This is a genomic window from Cupriavidus basilensis (assembly GCF_008801925.2).
Taxonomy (GTDB): Bacteria; Pseudomonadota; Gammaproteobacteria; order Burkholderiales; family Burkholderiaceae; genus Cupriavidus; species Cupriavidus basilensis.
Window position 1 is genome coordinate 1836381 of the sequence record NZ_CP062804.1, and the last position, 22566, is coordinate 1858946.

General features: G+C 67.0%; 19 protein-coding genes. 8 read left to right on the top strand and 11 right to left on the bottom strand.

Translation table 11 applies throughout. The annotated features are described in order from the left end of the window. Nucleotides 1-165: 165 nt before the first annotated feature. Both F7R26_RS29025 and F7R26_RS29030 read right to left on the bottom strand, forming a co-directional pair. Entirely contained in the window at nucleotides 166-927 is a 762-nt protein-coding gene (locus F7R26_RS29025; protein ID WP_150985626.1) for a substrate-binding domain-containing protein, read from the bottom strand. 249 nt (nucleotides 928-1176) lie between these two features. Further along, a complete protein-coding gene (locus tag F7R26_RS29030) occupies nucleotides 1177-2136 on the bottom strand; it encodes a LysR family transcriptional regulator (protein WP_150985553.1) in 960 nt (319 codons plus the stop codon). Nucleotides 2137-2418: 282 nt separating this feature from the next. Between F7R26_RS29030 and F7R26_RS29035 the strand changes: the two genes are divergently transcribed. Continuing rightward, nucleotides 2419-3642, top strand: a complete 1224-nt coding sequence (locus F7R26_RS29035; RefSeq protein WP_150985554.1) for a GGDEF domain-containing protein — start codon at nucleotides 2419-2421, stop codon at nucleotides 3640-3642. Here the strand turns inward: F7R26_RS29035 and F7R26_RS29040 are convergent. Further along, nucleotides 3639-4676 carry an AraC family transcriptional regulator gene (locus F7R26_RS29040; protein ID WP_150985555.1) on the bottom strand — a complete coding sequence of 346 codons (1038 nt, stop codon included), beginning with the start codon at nucleotides 4674-4676 and terminating at the stop codon, nucleotides 3639-3641. The two genes, F7R26_RS29035 and F7R26_RS29040, sit on opposite strands and share 4 nt — an antisense overlap. Nucleotides 4677-4889: 213 nt before the next feature. On the opposite strand from F7R26_RS29040, the gene F7R26_RS29045 reads away from it, so the two are divergent. The 5 genes from F7R26_RS29045 (at nucleotide 4890) to F7R26_RS29065 (ending at nucleotide 10913) form a co-directional block, all read left to right on the top strand. Further along, the gene (locus F7R26_RS29045; protein WP_150985556.1) at nucleotides 4890-6023 is read left to right on the top strand and encodes an acyl-CoA dehydrogenase family protein; all 1134 of its coding nucleotides are present in this window, start codon (nucleotides 4890-4892) and stop codon (nucleotides 6021-6023) included. Between the two features lie 64 nt (nucleotides 6024-6087). Then, nucleotides 6088-7608, top strand: coding sequence for a CoA-acylating methylmalonate-semialdehyde dehydrogenase (locus F7R26_RS29050; protein ID WP_150985557.1), 1521 nt, complete (start codon nucleotides 6088-6090; stop codon nucleotides 7606-7608). 473 nt (nucleotides 7609-8081) lie between these two features. Next, nucleotides 8082-8981, top strand: a complete 900-nt coding sequence (gene mmsB, locus F7R26_RS29055; RefSeq protein WP_150985558.1) for a 3-hydroxyisobutyrate dehydrogenase — start codon at nucleotides 8082-8084, stop codon at nucleotides 8979-8981. Continuing rightward, nucleotides 8978-9748, top strand: coding sequence for an enoyl-CoA hydratase (locus tag F7R26_RS29060; RefSeq protein ID WP_043354937.1), 771 nt, complete (start codon nucleotides 8978-8980; stop codon nucleotides 9746-9748). Before mmsB ends, F7R26_RS29060 begins: the two co-directional genes overlap by 4 nt. A 10-nt stretch (nucleotides 9749-9758) precedes the next feature. Then, complete coding sequence (locus F7R26_RS29065) at nucleotides 9759-10913, top strand: enoyl-CoA hydratase/isomerase family protein (RefSeq protein WP_150985559.1); 1155 nt, start codon at nucleotides 9759-9761, stop codon at nucleotides 10911-10913. Nucleotides 10914-10978: 65 nt separating this feature from the next. Here F7R26_RS29065 and alaC read toward each other — a convergent pair whose 3' ends face one another. From alaC to F7R26_RS29095, 6 genes are all read right to left on the bottom strand, one after another. Continuing rightward, complete coding sequence (gene alaC, locus F7R26_RS29070; RefSeq protein ID WP_150985560.1) at nucleotides 10979-12235, bottom strand: alanine transaminase; 1257 nt, start codon at nucleotides 12233-12235, stop codon at nucleotides 10979-10981. Nucleotides 12236-12367: 132 nt separating this feature from the next. Then, nucleotides 12368-12826: a winged helix-turn-helix transcriptional regulator gene (locus F7R26_RS29075; protein WP_150985561.1), complete on the bottom strand. Its 459-nt coding sequence runs from the start codon at nucleotides 12824-12826 to the stop codon at nucleotides 12368-12370. Between the two features lie 125 nt (nucleotides 12827-12951). Then, nucleotides 12952-13770 (bottom strand): siderophore-interacting protein, encoded by an 819-nt coding sequence (locus tag F7R26_RS29080; RefSeq protein WP_150985562.1) that lies wholly within the window; start codon nucleotides 13768-13770, stop codon nucleotides 12952-12954. Between the two features lie 71 nt (nucleotides 13771-13841). Beyond that, nucleotides 13842-14594: a PadR family transcriptional regulator gene (locus F7R26_RS29085; protein WP_170301844.1), complete on the bottom strand. Its 753-nt coding sequence runs from the start codon at nucleotides 14592-14594 to the stop codon at nucleotides 13842-13844. A 171-nt stretch (nucleotides 14595-14765) separates the two neighbouring features. Further along, nucleotides 14766-15392, bottom strand: a complete 627-nt coding sequence (ycaC, locus tag F7R26_RS29090) for an isochorismate family cysteine hydrolase YcaC (RefSeq protein WP_150985563.1) — start codon at nucleotides 15390-15392, stop codon at nucleotides 14766-14768. 65 nt (nucleotides 15393-15457) lie between these two features. Beyond that, nucleotides 15458-16339: a pirin family protein gene (locus tag F7R26_RS29095; protein WP_150985564.1), complete on the bottom strand. Its 882-nt coding sequence runs from the start codon at nucleotides 16337-16339 to the stop codon at nucleotides 15458-15460. Between the two features lie 123 nt (nucleotides 16340-16462). On the opposite strand from F7R26_RS29095, the gene F7R26_RS29100 reads away from it, so the two are divergent. Together F7R26_RS29100 and F7R26_RS29105 are read left to right on the top strand one after the other, a co-directional pair. After that, nucleotides 16463-17371 carry a LysR family transcriptional regulator gene (locus tag F7R26_RS29100; RefSeq protein ID WP_150985565.1) on the top strand — a complete coding sequence of 303 codons (909 nt, stop codon included), beginning with the start codon at nucleotides 16463-16465 and terminating at the stop codon, nucleotides 17369-17371. Nucleotides 17372-17815: 444 nt separating this feature from the next. Next, nucleotides 17816-19918: a patatin-like phospholipase family protein gene (locus tag F7R26_RS29105; protein ID WP_416351376.1), complete on the top strand. Its 2103-nt coding sequence runs from the start codon at nucleotides 17816-17818 to the stop codon at nucleotides 19916-19918. 21 nt (nucleotides 19919-19939) lie between these two features. Here F7R26_RS29105 and F7R26_RS29110 read toward each other — a convergent pair whose 3' ends face one another. Both F7R26_RS29110 and F7R26_RS29115 read right to left on the bottom strand, forming a co-directional pair. Continuing rightward, nucleotides 19940-20896 (bottom strand): SphA family protein, encoded by a 957-nt coding sequence (locus F7R26_RS29110; protein ID WP_150985567.1) that lies wholly within the window; start codon nucleotides 20894-20896, stop codon nucleotides 19940-19942. 340 nt (nucleotides 20897-21236) lie between these two features. Then, nucleotides 21237-22295 carry a LysR family transcriptional regulator gene (locus tag F7R26_RS29115; protein ID WP_150985568.1) on the bottom strand — a complete coding sequence of 353 codons (1059 nt, stop codon included), beginning with the start codon at nucleotides 22293-22295 and terminating at the stop codon, nucleotides 21237-21239. Nucleotides 22296-22566: the final 271 nt, after the last annotated feature.

Sequence of the window (22566 nt, forward strand, 5' to 3'; positions counted from 1 at the left end):
GACGGATTGTTTTGAATCCGGCTGCACGGCATGCCAAGAACCGGTTTCAGGATGAAGTCTCCTCGCGCTGGAGCAGACCTGCCGGAGCCGCTTCGCCGCCGCTCCAGATCGCCAGGGCAAGCGTCAGGGCGAACGCGCAACCAGCGCCCGCCCCTCCTCTCACACTCACTGTCCCCGCGTATTCCCCACGACCGGATCCATCCCGCTGCGCTCGATCTCTCCCCGCGCCGCAGGCGAAGCCAGATAGCGAATCAACGCGCGCCCCGCCTCCGGATGCTCCGCCCCCACCGGCACGCCGGCGGCGAACGTGGTGATTTTCTGCAACGGCTCGGGAATCTTGCCGACAAAGCTGGCGCCCTTGACCGGCAGCAGCTCGCTGACCTGCTGCAGCCCGATCTGGTAATCGCCCTGCGCCACCACGCTGCCTACCGGTGTCTTCTCGATCTTGTGGGCTCGGCCCTTGACCTGCGCCTCGATGCCCAGCTTCTTGAACATCTCCGTCTCGACATAGACGCCACTGGCGCTGTCCGAGTAGGCGATGGACCTGGCATCCAGCAGGGTCTTGCGGAATGCGTCAACGGTGCTGATATCCGGCTTGGGCGCGCCCTCGCGCACCGACAGGCCGATGCGCGAATCGGCCAGGTCGACCCGGCTGTCCGGCAGTACCTTGCCTTGCTTGATCAGGTCATCCAGCGCATAGGCCACCATGATCACCACGTCGGCGTGCTCGCCGCGCGCGAGCCGGTTGGGAATGGCCTCGGGCGACTTGCCCATCGACGGGCCCCATGCGGTGGACAGCGTATTGCCGGTGGCCTTCTCGAAGCCCGGGCCGAGGGCCTTGTACGCCGCGGTAAATCCGCCCGAATTCATGACCTTGACCTCGTCGGCCAGCGCATTGCCGGCGGCCAGCGCCACGCCGGCCAGCATGAGTGCCAGCCATCGCTGCTTGTGTTGCCGCGGGGGATGGGAAGGGGAAACAAGCTTGCGGGCTGCCTTGACGGGGTACGGCGCTGCAATGGTCAGCATGGTCGGCGTGGTTGGCTTGGTCATATGCGCTCTCTGTGGGCATTGAAATGGGAATCGGCCTGCCCGCGTCAGTCTCCGCGAGGCAGGCCGACCATTCTATGCAAGCACCGCGCATGGCGATAATGCAATGTTTCTTGGCTTTGATCGGTTTTACGCATCAATACCGGCACTGCCGTCCACGCCTTGCGCCGATGTGGCCGCGCTCCGGCCGCGCCGTGCCACCGCCTGCCCGACCATGTCGTACAGCGCTTGCGCATGCGCCGGCAACGTGCGCCCGCGGCGGCGCAGGATGCCCAGCGTGCGGGACACGGCAGGATCGCGCAGGGGGACCGCGACCAGCGTGGCGCGCTCGCCACCGGGCAGCGCCAGGCGCGGCACGGCCGCTACCCCCAGCCCGGCCTCCACCAGCGCCAGCACGCTGCTGACATGGCGCACCTCGTAGAAGGCGGCCGGCCGCAGCGGCAGCTCGGCGAGGGCAAGATCCAGCATCAGCCGGTTGCCGCTCGACCTGGCTAACGCTACCAGCGTGTGGGCGCCAAGTTCTGCCCATTTCACCGAGCGGCGCCGGGCCAGCGGATGATCGTGGCGGCAAGCCAGTACGAAAGGATCGCGCAGCAAGGGCTCGAACAACAGGTCGGCCTCCTGCGTGCCGATGAAGTTCAGGCCAAAGTCCGCCTCGCCACTGGCCACGCTGTGCAAGACGACGTTGGCGCCTTCGTCCACCATCTTGACGCGGACGTTGGGAAATTGCGCATGAAAACGCGCGATCACCGCCGGCAGGAAGTAATGCGCCGCCGACGGCACGCAGGCAACCGTCACTTCGCCTGAGCGCGTCGCGGCCGCGTCGCCGATGCCCATCAGCGAAGATTCGACTTCCGCCAGCAGCGCGCGCGCCTTGCCGACAAACTCCCGGCCTACCACGGTCAGGGTGACACGGCGCGTGGTGCGCTCGAACAGCCTGACATTGAGCGCCTGCTCCAGTTTGTCGATGCGGCGCGACAGGGCCGGCTGCGACAGGCTGAGGGCCTCGGCGGCGGCGCGGAAGCCACCTTGCTCCACCACGGCCACCATCGCCTGCAGGTCGCCGAGGTCAAATCTGATCGGTTGCATTGTGTTTCAGGCCAAGACAGTGATGAAGGGATCAGGCAGACATTGATGCGCCCCGCCGATCAAAGCGCTCCGCCCAGCATTCTAGCCGTCCGGCCCCGGCGCGTCCTCTCGCGCCGGCCTGCGGCAGGCGGATGTCCGACACCCCACGTGCGTAGGTGAATGGAGACAGCGCCATTGAGGTATTCTCGCGAGCTTCGCCGCGAGGCCCGGCGAGACGACCCGCCTCATCAAGCCCCATCGCACCTCATCACGCCCACCCACGGCACCGGAGGAAACTTGCAGATGTCCGACCCGTTCGCCCTGCTAGCCGTTACGACGCTCCTTAGCGTCATGATGCTGGCGATCGTCTGGTCGCTGCGGCGCTGCGGCCAGCCGGGCGTGACGCTGTGGTGGCAAGCCAACCTGACGGCCATGGTCGCGCTGCTGCTGATTACATTGCGTGACAGGATCCCGGACGCGCTGTCGATCGTGGTGGCCAACGGCGCGCTGGCTTGGGGGCTGGCATTGTTTCACGCGGGCATCGCCCGCTTCTGCGGGCGGCGGCCACCCTGGCGCACGATGATCGCCGGCACCCTCGCCGTGGTGGCCGGCGTCGTGACGTGGCGCTACGTATTCAATGATTTCAATACCCGTGTGGTCATCGTCTCGGCATTCCACGCCACGTTCTGCGCCTGCGCAGGGTACGTGCTGGTGCGCTACCGCCCGCGGGCGCGCCCGGCCAGCCATTACCTGACCACCGCCGGGTTCGCCTTCTTCCTGTCCGCGGCACATGTATTGCGAGGCGTGCTCTCTGCGCTCTCGGTCATGGACCACCCTGCCACGACGAGCACGCCCGGATTGAATACCGCCTTCCTGGTGCTCGGCGCACTGGCCATGCCGGGCCTCACCATGGGCGCCGTGCTGATGATCCACGACGCCATGGTGCGCCAGCTCGAAGCCGTGGCCAACACCGATTTCCTGACCGGCGTGATGTCGCGCAAGGCGTTCGAGAACGAGGCCGCGCGCGAGCTGGCGCGCGCCGGGCGCGGCGGCCCCGCGCCGGTGCTGCTGATCATCGACATCGACCACTTCAAGGCCGTCAACGACACCTTTGGCCATGCCGCTGGCGATGCCGTGCTGGTGGAGTTCGCGCGCCTGGCCGCCGCCAGCCTGCGCGCGCCTGACAGCATCGGCCGCATGGGCGGCGAGGAATTCGTCGTGCTGCTGCCCGCCAGTTCGCTGGAAGCGGCCCGCCCCGCCGCCGAGCGCATCCGCCTGCTGGCCGAAGGTAGCCGCGTCAGCGGCCCGTTTGGCACCGTGCGCTACACGGTAAGCGGCGGCTATGCCCAGTGGCACCCCGGCGAGAGCCTGGCGCAGCTCACCGCGCGCGCCGATACGGCGCTCTACATGGCCAAGCTATCGGGACGCAACCGCATGCTGGCGCATGTGCCTGCCCCGGCAGCGGCCGGCGCGCCCGCCGAACTGGCCACTGGCAAACCTCAATCGACCCGCAAAGGCGGCCTCTAATCCTGCAACGGCGTGCCCCGGTATGCCCCGGGCCGCAGCCCGGTCCAGCGCCGGAACGCGCGATGGAAGGCACCCGGCTCGGCAAAGCCAAGCTCGGCCGCGATTTCCGCCAGCGGACGGCTGGAATGGCTCAGCGCTTCGATGGCCAGGTCGCGCCGCATCTCGTCCTTCAGCTGCTGGTAGGTCCCGCCCTCCTCCATCAGCCGGCGCCGTAGCGACGATGACGACATATGCACGTCGTGCGCCAGGCGGTCGAAGGTAGGCCACTGCTCCGGCGGCTGCGAGCGCAACTGGCGCCGCACGCGCGCCATGATGCTGGTGCGGTCGGTGTACTTCACCACCACGTTGTGCGGTGCGTCGCGCAGGAAGGCCTTGAGGCTGCGCTCGTCCTGGTGCACCGGCTGGTCCAGCCAGGCCGCGTCGAACACCAGCGCCGTGGCCGGCTGGCCGAACGCCAGGTGGCGCGAGTACATCAGGCGGTACTCGGCGCTATAGGCCGGCTCCGGATAGCTGAACGCCGCCAGCAGCACGGGCACCCGCCGGCGCAGCAGCCAGCTCATCAGCCCGTGCAGCATGATCAGCATGGTCTCCTGCGCGAACACGCTCGGCGGCTGGCTTGAGGTGGCCGTGAGCACCAGCGCAGCCCGTGCGCGTTTGCCAGCGCCCGGCTCGCCGCCCATGCCTTCGCGCTCCAGCCGCACGCCGATATCGTCCAGCAGCAAGCCGAAATAGCGCACCACCCTCTCCAGCCCCTGCGCCAGCGTCTTGCTGCCCACGATGGCGTGGCACAGCATGGCAAAGCTGCCGCACTTCATGCGGCGCGAGTCCTGGCCAAAGAATTCATCGTCCAGCGCGGCGGCCACCTCCAGCCACAACGCGCTATAGCTTGCCGCCGACACGCGCGCCTGCGGCACCGCCAGCAGCGCGGGCACGATGCCCGCCGCCTGCAGCACCGGCTCCGGCGCGATGCCGCGCGCGCGCAAGCCCGCGATGGCGTGATGCACGAAGCAGATGGCGACGCTGTGTTTTTCCATGGAAAGGCAAGGATCTGGAACGGATGGCTCGCTGGCCCAGGCTTGCCGGCAGTGGCAAACGAGTTCAGCAAGGTTGGCGGATTCTGGCATAGGAGCGCCTCGCCTGTCTTCCTACACTTGCTGCCAACACTCCCGCCCAGTGCGGGCCACCAGACCGCCAGCCTCACCCGGATCGCGTGCCCCCACGCCAATCCCGGCCCAACCCGAGCCGCCATGCATCACGAATTCAGCGAACAGCAAGCCATGATCCGCGACACCGCGCGCGCCTTCGCCAGCGAGCGCCTGGCGCCCTGCGCTGCCGAGTGGGACCGTGCCGGCCAGTTGCCACCGGAGGTGGTGGCGGAGATGGGCGCGCTCGGGCTGCTCGGCATGATCGTGCCGGAGGAATGGGGCGGCACGTATACCGACTACATCGCCTACGCGCTGGCCATCGAGGAAATCGCCGCCGGCTGCGCTGCCTGCGCCACCCTGATGAGCGTGCACAACTCGGTGGGCTGCGGCCCGATCCTGCACTACGGCACGCAGGCGCAAAAGGAGCGCTACCTGCCGCGCCTGGCCAGCGGCGAGATCATCGGCGCGTTCTGCCTGACCGAGCCGCAGGCCGGCTCGGAAGCGCACAACCTGCGCACCCGGGCGCGCGCCACGGACAATGGCTGGGTACTATCCGGCAGCAAGCAGTTCGTCACCAACGGCCAGCGCGCAGGCGTGGCCATCGTGTTTGCCGCCACCGAGCCGGCACAAGGCAAGCGCGGCCTGTCGGCCTTTGTGGTGCCCACCGATACGCCCGGCTTCTCGGTGCACACGCCCGAGCGCAAGATGGGCATCCGCGCCTCCGACACCTGCGCCATCACGCTGGACGACTGCCACGTGCCGCACGACGCCCTGCTCGGCGAACCCGGCGAGGGACTGCGCATTGCCCTGTCAAACCTGGAGGGCGGGCGCATCGGCATTGCCGCGCAGGCACTCGGCATCGCCCGCTCGGCCTTTGAGGCCGCCTGCCGCTACGCCGCCGAGCGCGTGCAGTTTGGCCGCCCGCTGCGCGAGCATGCGCCCATTGCCAACATGCTGGCCGACATGGCCACCGAGCTCAACGCGGCACGCCTGCTGGTGCACCGTGCCGCGCATATGCGCACGGCCGGCCAGCCCTGCCTGTCGGAAGCCTCGCAGGCCAAGCTCTATGCCTCCGAACTGGCCGAGCGCGTGTGCTCCAAGGCGCTGCAGATCCATGGCGGCTACGGCTACCTGGAAGACTACCCGGTCGAGCGCCATTACCGCGACGCCCGCATTACGCAGATCTACGAAGGCACCAGCGAGATCCAGCGCATGCTGATCGCCCGCACCCTTTGAGCCGATTGCCCGACCGCTTTCCTGCCTTGCACCACCCACACATAGAACCGACGGAGACCACCCCATGAGTGCCCAGAACCCCAACGCCGCCGTGCCCACCGTCCAGCTGTTGATCAACGGCGAGTGGGTGGAATCCGCTGCCACCGAATTCCGCCCCGTGGTCAATCCGGCCACCCAGCAGGTGCTGGCGCAGGTGCCGCTGGCCACCGCGGCCGAGGTCAATGCCGCCGTAGGCGCCGCGCACCGCGCCTTTGCCACGTGGCGCCACACACCGCTGGGCGCGCGCCTGCGCATCATGCTCAAGTACCAGGCGCTGATCCGCGAGCACAGCAAGCGCATCGCCGCCATCCTCACCGCCGAGCAAGGCAAGACCCTGGCCGACGCCGAAGGTGACATCTTCCGCGGGCTTGAGGTCGTGGAACACGCCTGCTCGATCGGCACGCTGCAGCAAGGCGGCTTTGCCGAGAACGTGGCCGCCACCGTCGACACCTACACCCTGCAGCAGCCGATTGGCGTGTGCGCCGGCATCACGCCGTTCAACTTCCCGGCCATGATCCCGCTGTGGATGTTCCCCATGGCGATCGTGTGCGGCAACACCTTCGTGCTCAAGCCCTCGGAGCAAGACCCGCTGTCCACCATGGAACTGGTCAAGCTGGCCATCGAGGCCGGCGTGCCCGCCGGCGTGCTCAACGTGGTCCATGGCGCGCGCGAGGTGGTGGACGCGCTGTGCACGCACCCGGACATCAAGGCGGTTTCCTTCGTCGGCTCCACCGCCGTGGGCACCCACGTCTACAACCTCGCAGGCGCGCACGGCAAGCGCGTGCAATCGATGATGGGCGCCAAGAACCACGCCGTGGTGCTGCCCGACGCGCACCGCGAGCACACGCTCAACGCGCTGGCCGGCGCAGCCTTCGGCGCCGCCGGCCAGCGCTGCATGGCGACCTCGGTAGCCGTGCTGGTGGGTGCGGCGCGCGAATGGCTGCCCGAACTGGTGGAAAAGGCCGCCACGCTCAAGGTCGGCGCCGGCAACGAGCCTGGCACCGACGTATGCCCGGTAGTCTCCGTCGCCGCCAAGCAGCGCGTGCTCGGCCTGATCGAAGCCGGCGAACGCGAAGGCGCCACGCTGGCGCTCGATGGCCGCAACGTGCAGGTAGCCGGCTACCCCGATGGCAATTTCATCGGCCCGACCGTGTTTGCCGATGTCACCACCGAGATGTCCATCTACACCCAGGAAATCTTCGGCCCGGTGCTGGTAGTGATCGGCGTCGACACCCTCGACGAAGCCATCGCCCTGGTCAACCGCAACCCCTTCGGCAACGGCACCGGCGTATTCACGCAAAGCGGCGCGGCCGCCCGCAAGTTCCAGAGCGAGATCGACGTCGGCCAGGTCGGCATCAACATCCCCATCCCGGTACCCGTGCCCTACTTCAGCTTCACCGGCTCACGCGGCTCCAAGCTCGGCGACCTCGGCCCCTATGGCAAGCAAGTGGTGCAGTTCTATACGCAGACGAAGACCGTCACCGCAAGGTGGTTTGACGACGCAACGGTAAATGACGGGGTGAATACGACGATCAGCCTGCGCTGATTGGCCTGCGCTGATTGGCACGCATCGCCTTCGGCCAGCGCCCGCCCTCTCCCCCAACCCCTCTCACACAAGTGGGAGAGGGGAGCCAACCAGCGCCAAGATCAACCAACTGTGGTAGCCGTGTTTCCCGCCCCTTGGGGCGGGAAACACCCACGGCGATGCGAAGCGAGCCGTGGAGGTGTGCCAAGGCCGTATGGGGCGCCTCGGGATTCGGCGAAAAGAGCGGAAAAGAGGGACCCATGTCTGAGTATCGCCTTAAGGCGATGCGAGTTTGGGTCCCGGCCGCTCTTTTCGTCGAAGCCCGAGGGGGTAGTCGCCCCATCCGGCGCGCCTTCTTTGCCTACTTTCTTGGCAAGACAAGAAAGTAGGTCGCCGCGCCGCAGGCGTGGTGAAACTGCAGTTGCAGTTAAGCGGTTGCCACAACCACCAACCACCAACCACCAAACACCAACCACCAAGAACAAGGACCCAACATGCACATAGCCTTCATCGGCCTAGGCAACATGGGCGCCCCCATGGCCCGCAACCTGCTCAAGGCAGGCCACACCCTGACCGTATTCGACCTCAACCCCACCGCCCTGTCCGCCCTGCAAGCCGACGGCGCAGCCGTAGCCCCCTCCGCCCGCAAGGCCGCCGCCGAAGCCGACTTCGTCATCACCATGCTGCCGGCCGCCGCCCACGTCCGCGCCACCTACCTCGGCCCGGAAGGCGTCCTTGCCGGCGTACGGCCCGGCGTACCGCTAGTGGACTCCAGCACCATCGACCCGGCCACCATCCGCGCACTGGCCGTCGAGGCCAAGCAGCAAGGCAACCCGATTGCCGACGCCCCCGTCTCCGGCGGCACCGGCGGCGCGCAGGCCGGTACGCTGACGTTCATGGTCGGCGCCGAACCAAGCCTGTTCGAACAACTGAAACCCGTGCTGTCCGGCATGGGCCGCAACATCGTCCATTGCGGCGACACCGGCACCGGACAGGTCGCCAAGATCTGCAACAACCTGATTCTCGGCATCTCCATGATCGGCGTGTCGGAAGCCATGGCGCTCGGCGTCAAGCTGGGCATCGACGCCGGCGTGCTGGCCGGGATCGTCAACACCTCCACCGGCCGTTGCTGGGCTGCAGACACCTGCAACCCCTACCCGGGCGTGATCGAGACCGCGCCGGCCTCGCGCGGCTACAGCGGCGGCTTTGGCGCGGACCTGATGCTCAAGGACCTGGGCCTGGCCACGGATGCCGCCCGCAGCGTGCGGCAACCGCTGTTCCTCGGGGCACTGGCCCAGCAGATCTACCAGGCGGTGAGCCAGGCCGGCGACGGACAGCTCGACTTCTCGGGCGTGATCCGCCAGTACCTGGCCCAAGAGGAGCGGCAAGCATGATCGAGCACGTCATCGACGGGCATATCGCCCGCCTCACCCTCAAGCGCCCGCCCGCCAATGCGTTCAACGCCGAGGGGCTGGCACAGTTGCAGCAACTGGTGGCCACGCTGAACGCGGACACGCGCGTGCGCGCCATCGTGATCACCGGCGACGGCAGCCGCTTCTTCAGCGCCGGCGCCGACCTCAATGGCTTTGCCGACGGCGATCGCGCGCATGCGCGGCTGATGGCGCAACGCTTCGGTGCCGCCTTCGAGGCGCTGCAAAACGCACGCCCCTTGGTGATCGCGGCGATCAACGGCTATGCCATGGGCGGCGGGCTGGAATGCGCGCTGGCCTGCGACGTGCGCATTGCCGAGGAACAGGCCCAGATGGCGCTGCCGGAAGCCGGCGTCGGCCTGCTGCCGTGTGGCTGCGGCACGCAAACCCTGCCCTGGCTGGTGGGCGAGGGCTGGGCCAAGCGCATGATCCTGGCCAACGAGCGCATCGATGCCGCCACCGCGCTGCGCATCGGGCTGGTGGAAGAGATGGTGCCCACGGGCCAGGCGCTGGACGCGGCGCTGCGCCTGGCCGAGCGCGCCAGCAATGTGAGCCCGCGCGCGGCTGCCTACAGCAAGCAGCTGGTGCACCTGGCGCGCCAGGGCGTGCCGCGCGGCCCGGCGCTGGCGCTGGAGCGCGAGCGCTTTGTCGACCTGTTCGACGGCGAGGACCAGCGCGAAGGCGTCAACGCCTTCCTGCAAAAACGTGCGCCGCAATGGCGCAATGCCTAGGAGCCACGCCATGCGCCTGAACCCGAACGATGCCACCCAGGAACGCCCCGCCGCCGCGCCGAGCGCCGAAGACGAGGTGCGCTTCGATGAGATCAACGGCATCGGCCTGATCACGCTCAACCGGCCGCGCCAGTTGAATGCCCTGTCCTACCCGATGATCGGCCTGCTCGATGCGCAGCTTGCCGCCTGGGCCGTGCGCGACGACATCGCCGCGGTGGTGCTGCGCGGCGCGGGCCCAAAGGCGTTCTGCGCCGGCGGCGACATCCGCGCGCTGTACGACAGCTTCCACGCGGGTACGGCGCTGCACCGCCAGTTCTTCGTGGACGAGTACCAGCTTGACTACCGCCTGCACTGCTACCCCAAGCCGGTGGTGGCGCTGATGGACGGCATCGTCATGGGCGGCGGCATGGGCCTGGCGCAGGCCGCGCACCTGCGCGTGGTCACCGAGCGCTCGCGCGTGGCCATGCCGGAGACCGGCATCGGCCTGGTGCCCGATGTGGGCGCGAGCCATTTCTTGTCGAAGCTGCCGCTGCCGCTGGCGCTCTATGTCGGGCTGACAGGCGTGACGCTTGGCGCTGCCGATACGCTGCTGTGCAAGCTCGCCGACATCGCCGTGCCTGCCGCAAGCCTGGAGCACTTCGAGCAGACGCTGGCAGCCATCAACCGGACAGGCGACGTGCTGGCGGACCTGCGCGCCGCGCTGCACGCAACGCCTGCCGCCGGCGTGCCGGCGGCGCCGCTGCAGTCGGTGCTGCCTGCCGTGCTGCGGCATTTCCGGGCAGACGGCAGCGTGGCTGGCCTGCTCGAGAGCCTGGCCGCGGAATCCGACCCGGCCTATGCCGACTGGGCCGCGCGCACGCTCGAGATCCTGCGCGGGCGATCGCCGCTGATGATGGCGGTCACGCAGGAACTGCTGCTGCGCGGCCGCGACCTGGATCTTGCCGATTGTTTTCGCATGGAGCTCGGCGTGGTGTCGCACGCGTTCACGCAAGGCGATTTCATCGAGGGGGTGCGCGCGCTGATCGTCGACAAGGACAATGCGCCGCGTTGGCGCGTGAGGGCTGCGAGCGAGGTCAGCGAGGCCGTGGTGCAGTCTTTCTTCGACAGCCCTTGGCCGCGTGAGGCCCACCCGCTGGCCATGCTTGGCCGATCAGGGCATGCCTGATCGTTGCACGCCGGCATGGCGCCGGCGTGTGCTCACGTGCACGCGGATACGGAAAAACGACGCACTCAGTCCTTGGGCTTTGGCGCGTGGCCGTGCGGCTGGTGCTCGTCCACAGGCACCTTCACCAGCCCGTCCGCGCGGAACATCGCCTTGATGCCGCGCACCGCCTGGCGGATGCGCGCTTCGTTCTCGATCAGCGCGAAGCGCACGTACTCGTCACCGTAGTCGCCAAAGCCGATGCCGGGCGAGACGCAAACCTTGGCCTTGGCCAGCAGTTGCTTGGAGAATTCCAGCGAGCCCAGCGCGCGATACGGCTCGGGGATGCGCGCCCAGATATACATTGACGCCTTGGGAATCTCCACCGGCCAGCCGGATTCGATCAGCCCGCGCGCCAGCACGTCGCGGCGCGTCTGGTAGTGCGCGGCGATCTCCTTCACGCATTGCTGGTCGCCTTCCAGCGCGGCAATGGCGGCCACCTGCAGCGGGGTGAACGTGCCGTAGTCGTGATAGCTCTTCATGCGCGTGAGCGCGGCCACCAGATCCGGGTTGCCAACCATGAAGCCGATGCGCCAGCCCGCCATGTTGTAGCTCTTGGACAGCGTGAAGAACTCCACGGCAATGTCTTTCGCCCCTTCCACCTGCATGATCGACGGCGCCTTCCAGCCATCGAACACGATGTCGGCATAGGCCAGGTCGTGCACCACGAAGATATCGTGCTTGCGCGCCAGCGCGATCACGCGCTCGAAGAAGTCCAGCTCCACGCATTGCGCGGTGGGATTGGACGGAAAGCCCAGCACGATCATCTTCGGCTTGGGATAGCTGCCGCGAATGGCGCGTTCCATCTCGGCGAAGAAGTCCACGCCCGGCACCAGCGGCACGGAGCGGATATCGGCCCCGGCAATCACCGCGCCATAGATATGGATGGGGTAGCTCGGGTCGGGCACCAGCACGGTGTCGCCGCGATCGAGCGTGGCCAGCATCAGGTGGGCCAGCCCTTCCTTGGAGCCGATGGTGACGATGGCCTCGGTATCCGGATCGATCTCGACGTCGTAGCGCTCGCGATACCAGTGCGAGATCGCGCGGCGCAGTCGCGGGATGCCCTTGGAGGCGGAGTAACCGTGGGTATCGGGGCGCTGTGCGGCTTCGGTCAGCTTGGCAACGATATGCGGCGGCGTGGCGCCGTCCGGGTTGCCCATGCTCATGTCGATGATGTCTTCGCCACGGCGGCGCGCCGCCATTTTCAGCTCGGCGGTGATATTGAAGACGTACGGGGGAAGACGATCGATACGCGCGAAGCGGCGCTTGCCTGCGGAGGCTGACATGGATTTTCCTTGAACGTAAGCGCCCGGAACCGTCCGAGCGACGCTGCCAGCCGTTGGTGCGGCTGACCGGAAAGATCTTAGCGGCGAATACCGGCCGCGTCTACGGCTTTTGCAAGCTGGGCGGTAGCACCGCTACGCGCCGGGCACGCCGGCCTTCTTCACCACCGCATCGTCGGGCCCGAGCAAGCGGCCATCCTCGGCACGCACCTCGAGCGGCCGCACGGGCTTGCCAGCCTTGCTGTCCACCAGCACGGAATGCGGCTCGCCAGGGCCATAGAAGAACGCTTCGCCCCACTGCCGCAAGCCCACGACCACCGGGAACAGCGCGCGCCCTTTCGGCGTCAGCACATATTCCTGGTAAGCGCTGCCGTCGGAGGCCGGCACTTGCTCCAGGATGCCGTGCGCCAGCAGCGTGCGCAGCCGGTCGGCAAGGATGTTCTTCGCCAGGCCAAGGCTGCGCTGGAACTCGCCAAAGCGCCGCAAGCCATCGAAGGCATCGCGCACGATCAGCAGCGACCACCAGTCGCCGATCACATCGAGCGAGCGGGCCACGGGACATGCGGCGCCTTCCAGGCTGGTTCGCCGGACCATAGTGCAACTCCGTTTCACTCGCCAGATGCAGAGCGCCGCGGAATGCGGCGCCAGCGGCGAGGCGGTTGCATTGTAAAACCAGTTGATCCGGCCTTCAAGGCTTGCACTGCCCCGGCATGCGCCACTCAGTCGTCGATGTTCTCGTGCACGGCGGCGGCGCCGGCCTTCCAGTAGCTGGCCGCGCGGATGCGGCCTTTCTCGATGCCGCGCTCACCCACCAGGTACTGACGCACGGCGCGAATCGACGCGGCCTCGCCAGCCGCCCAGACATAGCCTTCGCCGTGCGGCAGCGTGACCTCGCGCAAGGCTTGTTCCAGCAGCCCGGTGGCGCTATCTGCCGGTGCGCTGTCACGGTGCTGCCAGCGGATCTCCACATCGGCACGGCTGGACAGCGGGATTTCGGCGGCGGCGTTGTCCACCACCAGCACCACCAGCGCGCGCACGCCGGACGGCAACTCATCGAGGCGGCGACCGATGGCAGGCAGCGCGGTTTCGTCGCCCACCAGCAAGTGCCAGTCGAAGCCCTCGGGAATCACGAACGACCCACGCGGGCCGCCCACGCCCAGATACTGGCCGGGCGCAGCCTGCGCCGCCCAGGTCGAGGCGGGGCCATCGCCATGCAGCACGAACTCGATATCGAGCTCGCCGGCGGCGGCATCGTAACGGCGCGGCGTGTAGTCGCGCGCGGCGGGCTTGGGCTGGCCTTCGGGAAACACAGGGCCGTTGGGGCCAAGCTCCGGCAGCGCGGGCTTGCTTTGCCCAGGCGCGGGGAAGAACACCTTGATGTGGTCGTCAAAGGACGCGGAGACAAAGCCCTTCAGGTCTTCGCCAGCCAGCGTCACGCGCAGCAGTTGCGGCGACACCGCCTGGGTACGCACCACTTGCAGCAAGCGCATCTTGAGTTCATGGCGAACGCGTTGCACGGTGAGATCACGAGTAGTCATGGATTTCCTGGTTGGCGGGAACGAGGGGAATGAGGCATACGGAATGTGGAGTGTCGGGATGCGGGTCAGCACTAGGCACCCTGGCCGCCCGGGCCGGCGTTGATCTCGGCGGTTGCCCGCGCCAGGATGGCGGCGATGCGGCGCTGCTCATCCGGTGTGGCATCGGTGCGCAGCAGCAGTGCCCGCTTGAGCGCCACGCGCGCCTCGACGAACTCGGGCAGCCAGCCGCCCGCGGCTTCACGCTCGTCGGCGGCTACGCCCGCCGCACCCGGCTCGGCGGCTTCGCCCGACAGCGCGCGCCGCACCCATTCCATCTTGCGCGCCACGTGCTTGAGCTTGTTGAGCATCAGGGCCAGCCGCTCGCGGTTGGCGTCAAGATGGGCCAGGCCCGGCCCCGCCAGCTGATAGCGCTTTTTGTTGCCCTCGGTATCCACCGTGGCGTAGCCAAGTTCTTCAAGGAAGGTCAGGGCCGGATAGACCATGCCCGGGCTGGGCTTGTAGAAGCCGTTGGTGCGAGCCTCCAGCGCCTTGATCAGCTCGTAGCCATGGCTGGGCTTCTCTTCCAGCAAGGACAGCAGCATGAGTTGAAGATCGTCCGAACTGAACTTGCGGCCGCGCCGCCAGCTATCGCCGTCGCCGTCGAAACCATCGCCGCCACCGCCAAAGAAGCCGCCGGGGCCGCCGCCGTGGTGGTGGCGGCCAATGGCATGGCGGCCATGGTGCTCGCCATGGTGCGAGGAATCCGAGGAATGAGAGGAAAAATGGGAAGACAGATGGGCAAGCATGTGATGGCTAAGCCTGCCCAGAAGGGGGTGGTGACGCATCGCCGCAGCTCCTACGTATCGAAAAACATATCTTAAGATATATATCGTACGTAAGGATGTCAAGGCGAGATTTTCGGGCGGGTCCGGGAACTGCTGACCATCCGCGCCGCGCTGAAGGCGGCGCCCGGGCCTTTTTGTGAACCCGCCCCACTTTTGCTAACCCGCTGAATGCTACTTGCCCGCCTTCACCGTGCTATAGCTCGCCATCAGGTTGCGATAGTCGGGAATGTGATTGGCGAACAGCGTGCCCAGCCCTTCGATATCGTTGCGCCAGTCGCGGTGCAGTTCGCAGGCCACGCCGAACCAGCTCAGCATCTGCGCCCCGGCTTGCTCCATGCGGGCCCATGCGGCGTTGCGGGTGATCTCGTTGAAGGTGCCCGATGCATCCGTGACGACGAATACGTCGTAGCCTTCGGCCATCGCCGACAATGCCGGGAAAGCCACGCAGACCTCAGTCACCACGCCAGCGATGATCAACTGCTTGCGCCCGGTGGCCTTGACCGCCTTGGTGAAATCCTCGTTGTCCCAGGCATTGATCTGGCCAGGGCGCGCGATGTATGGCGCATCGGGAAAGGTCTGCTTGAGCTCCTGCACCAGCGGCCCGTTCGGGCCATCTTCGAAGCTGGTGGTGAGGATGGTAGGCAGGTTGAAATACTTGGCCAGATCCGCCAGCGCGAGCACATTGTTCTTGAACTTGTCGGGCTCGATATCACGGACCAGCGATAGCAGGCCGGCCTGGTGATCGACCAGGAGGACGGCGGCCTGGCTCTTGTCCAGGCGCTTGTAGGGGGTTGCCATGAGAATCTCCTTTCATTGATTCACGATTTGCGATTGACGTCGAATGGGTTAGCGTCCGACGCTGACTACGCCGCTTCGATCTGCCCGAAGCGGCCGCTGCGAAAATCCTGCAGCGCTTGCTTGATCTCTTCCTCGGTGTTCATCACAAACGGCCCGTAGGTCGCCACCGGCTCGTCGATGGCCTCGCCATGCAGCACCAGCACCAGCGCGTCGCTTGTGGCCGCCAGCGCGAATCCGGCGCCCGCGCGATCGAGCAGCACCATCTGCCCGGCTTGGGCGGCCTCGCTGCCGTTGACCAGCACGTTGCCGCGCAGCACCACCAGCGCCACGGTGCGCCCCTCGGGCGCAGGCAGGTCCACGTCCGCGCCGTGGCGCAGTTGCACGTCCCATACATCCATCGGCGTGAAGGTGCGTGCCGGCCCGCGTGCGCTTTCGCCTGCGCCCCAATACTCACCCGCAATCACGCGCACCTGGCCGGCGCCGCCGGGCAACGGCACCGACGGGATCTGCGCCGACACGATGGTCTGGTAGCCGGGCGCGGCCATCTTGTCGCTGGCGCGCAGGTTCACCCACAACTGCACCATTTCCAGCGTGCCGCCGGTGCGGGTGAAGGCCTCCGAGTGGAACTCCTCATGCAGGATGCCGGACGCTGCCGTCATCCATTGCACGTCGCCGGGGCCGATGCGCCCGCCCTGCCCCGTGGAATCGCGATGCTCAAGCTCGCCCTGGTAGACGATGGTCACCGTCTCGAAGCCGCGGTGCGGATGCTCGCCCACGCCGCGCCGCCGGGCGGCAGGCGAGAACTCAGCCGGGCCCGCATGGTCGAGCATCAGGAAGGGGCTCAGGTGACTGCCAAGGCTTTGCTGCGAGAACAGCGTGCGCACGGGAAAGCCGTCGCCCACCCAATGGGCATGCGGGGCACGGTAGGTGCCGGTGATCTTCTTCATGGGAACTCCTGGACGGTGGCGGGCTGGCTTTGCCCCTGACGAAGACAAGCTTAGGCCTGCGGCTGGAACGCCGGTAGCCGCCGTGCGTTATCCTCAGTGTCCTATTGATAGGACGATGACCCGATGCATCCCGACCTCAACGACCTTTTCTACTTTGCCCAGGTGGTGGACCATCAGGGCTTTGCGCCGGCAAGCCGTGCGTTGGGCATCCCTAAGTCCAAGCTGAGCCGCCGCGTGGGCGAACTCGAAGAACGCCTGGGCACGCGCCTTATCCAGCGCTCGACGCGGCATTTCTCCGTGACCGAGATCGGGCAGAGCTACTACACGCACTGCAAGGCCATGCTGGTGGAGGCCGATGCCGCGCAGCAGGCCATCGACCTGACGCACTCGGAGCCCCAGGGCATCGTGCGGGTGACCTGCCCGGTGGCGCTGCTGCACGCGCGGATCGGCGCCATGATCGCGGAATTCATGGCGGCCTACCCGAAGGTCGTCGTGCATCTCGAGGCGACCAACCGCCGTGTGGATGTGATTGCCGAGCGCATCGACGTGGCGATCCGGGTGCGGGTGCCGCCTTTGAGCGACAGTGACCTGGTGATGCGCACGCTGGCCACCCGCGCGTGGTGCCTGCTGGCCAGCCCCGCGCTGCTGGCGGGCCGTACCATGCCCGCCGTGCCGGCCGACGTGGCCGAGCTGCCCACGCTAGACTGGGGCCCGCCGCAACCCACGCATAGCTGGCGGCTGCAGGGGCCGGAGGGCGCCAGCGTGGAAATCCGGCATAGCCCGAGGCTGGTCACCGACGACATGCTGGCCCTGCGCCTGGCCGCGCTGGCCGGGGTGGGCGCGGTGGCGCTGCCGAGCATGGTGGTGGAGGACGAGTTGAAACAAGGCCAGCTGGTCATGCTGGTGCCGGAGTGGCGGCCAAAGGGCGGCGTCATTCACGCCGTATATCCTTCGCGCCGGGGCTTGCTGCCTGCGGTGCGCGCCCTGATCGACTTTCTTGCCCTGCGCTTCGAGGCGCTAGTGGAAGCGTAAGCAAAGCGCTGGCGAGCAAGCCGGCACATCGCGAGCCACGCCGCCCAGCCACCTTTTGCAGCACAACCGCGGGCCAAAATCGAAAACATTCAATTGCCCTGCCCACAGTCATGATGGAACATGAAAAGCGCCCGGTTGCATGGTGCAGCCGGCGCCATTGCATGAGGTACCGCCGATCACCGCCGGTGGATTGCTTGGCATGGCCTCTTCCTCACCCTAGCCATGCCCCTTTCGCCACTCCTCGCGCGTATTCGCTGGCTGCCGGCCCTGTTGGCGGCGCTGGCCGCATTTGCCGCGCCAGGGCCCGCACTGGCGCAACCGGCTCAACCTGTCCCACCGACACAACCGATCCCATCGGATCAACCAGATCAACCGGATCGACCCGCGCAGCCAATAGCAAACGCTCCAGCACCACTATCCCTGGGGCGGCCACGCATCTGCGTGGTGCTCTCTGGCGGCGGTGCGCGTGGTGCTGCCCATATCGGCGTGCTCAAGGTGCTGGAGGCGCTGCGCGTGCCGGTGGATTGCATCGCCGGCACCAGCATGGGCTCGCTGGTGGGCGCCGCGTACGCCACCGGCATGGCACCGGAGGAGATGGCGCAACTGGTCGGCGGCCTGTCGACCGAGAAGCTGTTCAAGGAGCGTCCGCCCCGGCAGGATCTGGCGATTCGCCGCAAGCTCGATGACCATACCAACCTGTTCACCCCGGAAATCGGCGTCAGCGGGAATGGCCTGCTGCTGCCAAAGGGCATCGTGTCGGGCGTACAGCTCGAAACCGTGCTGCGTACGCTGGCGCGCGCGCCGGGCTATCGGGATTTCGACTCCCTGCCCATTCCCTTTCGCGCGGTAGCCACCGATCTGGTGAACGGTACCGCCGTGGTCTTCAAGCGGGGCGAACTGGCCAACGTCATGCGGGCCAGCATGTCGGTTCCCGGTGCGGTGGCCCCCACCGAATATGAAGGCCGGCTGCTGGTGGACGGCGGCCTGACCGATAACCTGCCGGTCGACGTGGCGCGCGCCATGGGCGCCGACATCGTGATCGCGGTGAATCTTGGCACCACGCTGATGAAACGCGAAGACCTCACCTCGGTGATCGGCGTGACCAGCCAGATGCTGAATATCTTGAGCGAGCAGAACGTGCGCGCCTCGCTATCCCAGCTCAGGCCGCAAGACATCCTGATCCTGCCCGAGCTTGGCGATTTTTCCGCCGGCGACTTCGACCACCTTCCGGCCACCATCCCCATCGGCGAGGCGGCAGCGCGCAAGGTGGCGGGCCGGCTGTCGGCGCTTGCCTTGCCGCCGCAGGCCTACGCCGCGCTGCGCGAGCGCCAGCGTGCAGTGCCGGCGCCGGACGAGCGCCCCGTCGACGAGATCCGTTTCGCGCCGATGCAGCGCGTGAACCCGGCCTTTGCGGCCGCGACCATGCAGACCAAGCCCGGCGAGCCAATCCATCAGGACCAGCTCGACCAGGACATGCGCCGGCTGTTCGGCACCGGCGACTTCGAGCACGTCAACTACCGTTTTCTCGAGGAGCCGGGCAAGCGCGTGCTCTCGGTCGATGCCATCGAAAAATCCTACGGCCCCAACTACCTGCGCTTCGGACTGGGGCTGAGCACGGATTTTCGCGGGGATGCCTTTTTCAACCTGAACGCCAGCTACCGCCGCACGTGGATCAATTCGCTCGGCGCCGAGTGGCGCACCGATGCGCAGGTCGGCCAGACCAGCCGGCTTGTCAGCGAGTTCTACCAGCCGCTGGACGTGAGCCAGTATTTCTTCATCGCCCCGCGCGTGGAACTGGAGCGGCGTCCCGTCAATATCTTCCAGGGCAGCACGCGCATCGCCACCTACGACCTGAGGCGGGTCGATATGGCCCTGGACGTGGGCAGCCAGTTCACCAAATACGGCGAGGCGCGCCTGGGCGTGCTCAACGGGCAGGAGAACGCCACGCTGAGTACCGGCCCGGCAGTGCTCTCGCCCGGGCCGGGCAAGATCGGGCGCGGTGCGATCACCGCCAGGCTACTGTTCGACCAGCTCGATAGCGTGAACTTCCCGCGTTCCGGCTATAGCGGCAGTGCAAGCGTCTACGGCTCGCAGCGCGGGCTCGGCGCGGACCAGGCTTATGTGAAAGCCGAAGCTGACGGCATGTATGCCTGGTCGCAAGGCCGGCATACGGTAAGCCTCGGCTTCAAGGCCGGCACCAATATCGGCGGCGACCCGCTGCCGCGCTACGACCTGTTCCAGTGGGGTGGCTTTCTGCAGCAATCGGGCTACAGCACCGGCCAGTTGCTGGGTGGCAACCTGCAGTTCGCGCGCATGGTTTACTACAACAAGCTGGTGCAGCAGCGGCTGCTGGAAGGCGTCTACGCCGGCTTCTCGCTGGAGGCCGGACGCATAGGCGCGCCGCTGGTGCCGGGCGGCCCGACGGGCCTGCTCAAGTCCGGCTCGTTGTTCCTTGCGCTGGACAGCCCGCTTGGCCCCTTCTACCTGGCTTATGGCCGGGCGGCGGGCGGCAGCTACAGCTTCTACCTGTTCCTTGGCAAGCCTTGAACTCCTCGTCCCGCCCCGGGGCTAGAACACGACCGTCGCCGTGCCCATGAAGGTCTTGGTGCTATCCAGCCGGTTCTTGCTGGCCACCGTCGGCACCCAGCGCAGGCCCAGCGAGAGCGTGCTCTTGGCGCCGATCTTGGTGTCGTAGTTGATGACGGGCCCGACCGCCCAGTCGTGCCCCCGGAACCCGTTGAGGCGGTCCGCGGTGGGCCCGCTGTCGTTGCCGATCTGCTGCGTGGTGCCGACGATCAGGCCCGCGCTGAAGGCCTTGGTGAAGTGCTTGCGCGCCATCACGTCAAGCGTGAACAGCGGCGCGTTCTGGTAGTTGGTGGCGCTATTGCGCGTGTAGAACTGCAGGCCGGCCACCGCATCGAACTGCCACCCCTGCCCGGGCAGGATCTTGGTATAGGCGACTTGCGGAATAAAGGTCCAGTTGTTCAGGCTGGTGTTGGCCAGCGACTTGGCGTTGTAGCTGCCGGTGGGCGCCCAGATATTCAGGCTCAGCGCCACATGTTCGGTCTGCGAGAAGTGATAGCCCGCGATGACTGGTGTGAAATAGAGATCGAACAGCCCGGACGCGGTGTCCTCACGGCGGCCCTGCAGGCTGCCCGCCGTGAGCGTGGCGCTTGCCTTGGTCCACAGATAGGGCAACGTGAAACTGGATGCGAAATTCCATGCGCCGGTCTTGGTGTCCCAGACCTTCATGATGGTGGCCAGCGTAAAAGCGACCTCGCCGTTGATATCGAGCGCTGTCTGCCCCGCGATCGCCCCCTGGCGGCCACCACCGACGTTGCCGTGCAGGTAGATCTCGCCCAGGTTGACCGCCAGGATCGGCTCGGGCGCGACGATGCCTGCGTTGGGGTTGACACTGGTGCCGGTGACGGGCCGGCCCAGCGCGCCTTCCGTGGCGTTGGCGGAAACCGCTCCCAGCAGCATTGGCAAGGCAATGACTATGCGCTTCGTCGTCCTGAGGGGCATGGTGTATTCACCTTTTTGGTCGGGCATCCTGCGTTGGCGGGCCGTGGCCGCACATGTCGCGCCGTCATGGCGGCTGCAGCAGATTCTGCTCGGAAAATGGTTTAGTCTGAATTGAATGTTTTTCCCGCCGCCATGAAAATTCTCGTTCCACACAAGCACCGGCACGATCGATGCGCACAAAAGAAAAAGCCCTCGGCCGGGGTGGTCAAGGGCTAAGTGTAAAAAGGCAGGTCGCGGGGCTGCCTCGACCCATGATCATAGTCGGCGCGGCGTTGCTCGCAATCACCTGTTCGGGTGATTCAGGTGATTCGGCTGAAACCGGGGCCAGGATCCAGGACGATCAGGCCTGGCACGTTGCCCCCGCCTCCATATCGGCAACCAGCGCGCGATAGAGATCCCGCGCCAGCGTTCTCTGGCAGGCCGCGCTACGGGTTGTGGACGCCGCCACCACGCACAGATGCACTGGCGGCGGCGCAGTGAACGGCGCCGCGGGTCGCAGCATCACGAGATCTCGCTCTGCCAGGTGGCGGCGCAGGCCGATCTCCGGCAGCAAGGTCACGCCAAGCCCGGCGCTCAGCAGATCCAGCAGGACGCCCGCCGATTGCGCGCGTACCCGTGCCTCGCCGCCCGCCAGCACCGCACGGAACCAGACGCCGAGATCCGCGCAAAGCCCCGGCATGCTGTCTTCCAGCAGCCACGGCAATGCATGCACCGGCGCGGCCATGAACCGCGCATGGTGCGAGCGCGCGCAGACCAGCATCATCCGGCAGTGCATGGCCACGCAGTCGGTCACCACCTGGAAGCCATCCGCCGCGCCAAGGGACAAACCAAGCTGGATTGCCGAGCTGCGCAGCGCCTGGACCAGCGCGCCCTCGGTGGCCAGCGGCACCGCCATGGCGTCCATCCGCGGATGCATCCTGTTCACATGGGCAAGAACATGGGGCGCCACCAACTCCGCCACGCCAGCGACGCCGATCCGCAACCGGCCGGCTTCGGACACCCCTTCACAGGCGGTGGCGTCGCCGACCAGCGCCGTCCAGATGCCCAGCATGCTACGGACCTTGGGGGCCATCTCCAAGGCCAGGGGTGTCGGGGACAGCACGCCATCGGGCTGGACGTAGAACAGTGTGCCGACCCGGTCCTCCAGCGAGTGAAGCTGGTAGAGCACCGTGGCGCGGGAGACCCGCAGCCTGTCCGCCACCGAGGCGACCGATCCGGCATTGAACAGCGTGATAAAGGTGTGCAGGATACGGGTGTTGACCCTCGGGACACGCGCCCCGCTGCTCGTATCGCGCCGCGTATCCCGCTGGGCCGGAAGTGCACCGGGCTTGCCGTCGCGCTGTTTCCTGTCGACGGGCGCTATGGACGGCGCGGCGCGTGCACGATGGACATGAAGCATGGCCGGCTCCGGAACGTTGGCCCGAGGCGCCGCGCCGGCCTGTGTGCCAGCCTGCTTAAGCGCGACACTCAGGAAAGTTAGCTCTCCAGCTTCAGCGGCAAGGGCGCCGCCATGCGGTGCCGCCAGTTCTTAGTACCGAACTTTAGTGCCGCGGTTTCCAATTTCAAAAGTTTTCCGGATATGAAATATCTTGGCGCGTGATTTGAATTTTTTCGCGACTGTTGGAATTGAGATGGCGTGGATGTGGTGCACGCACCACGCGGCCCCGGCG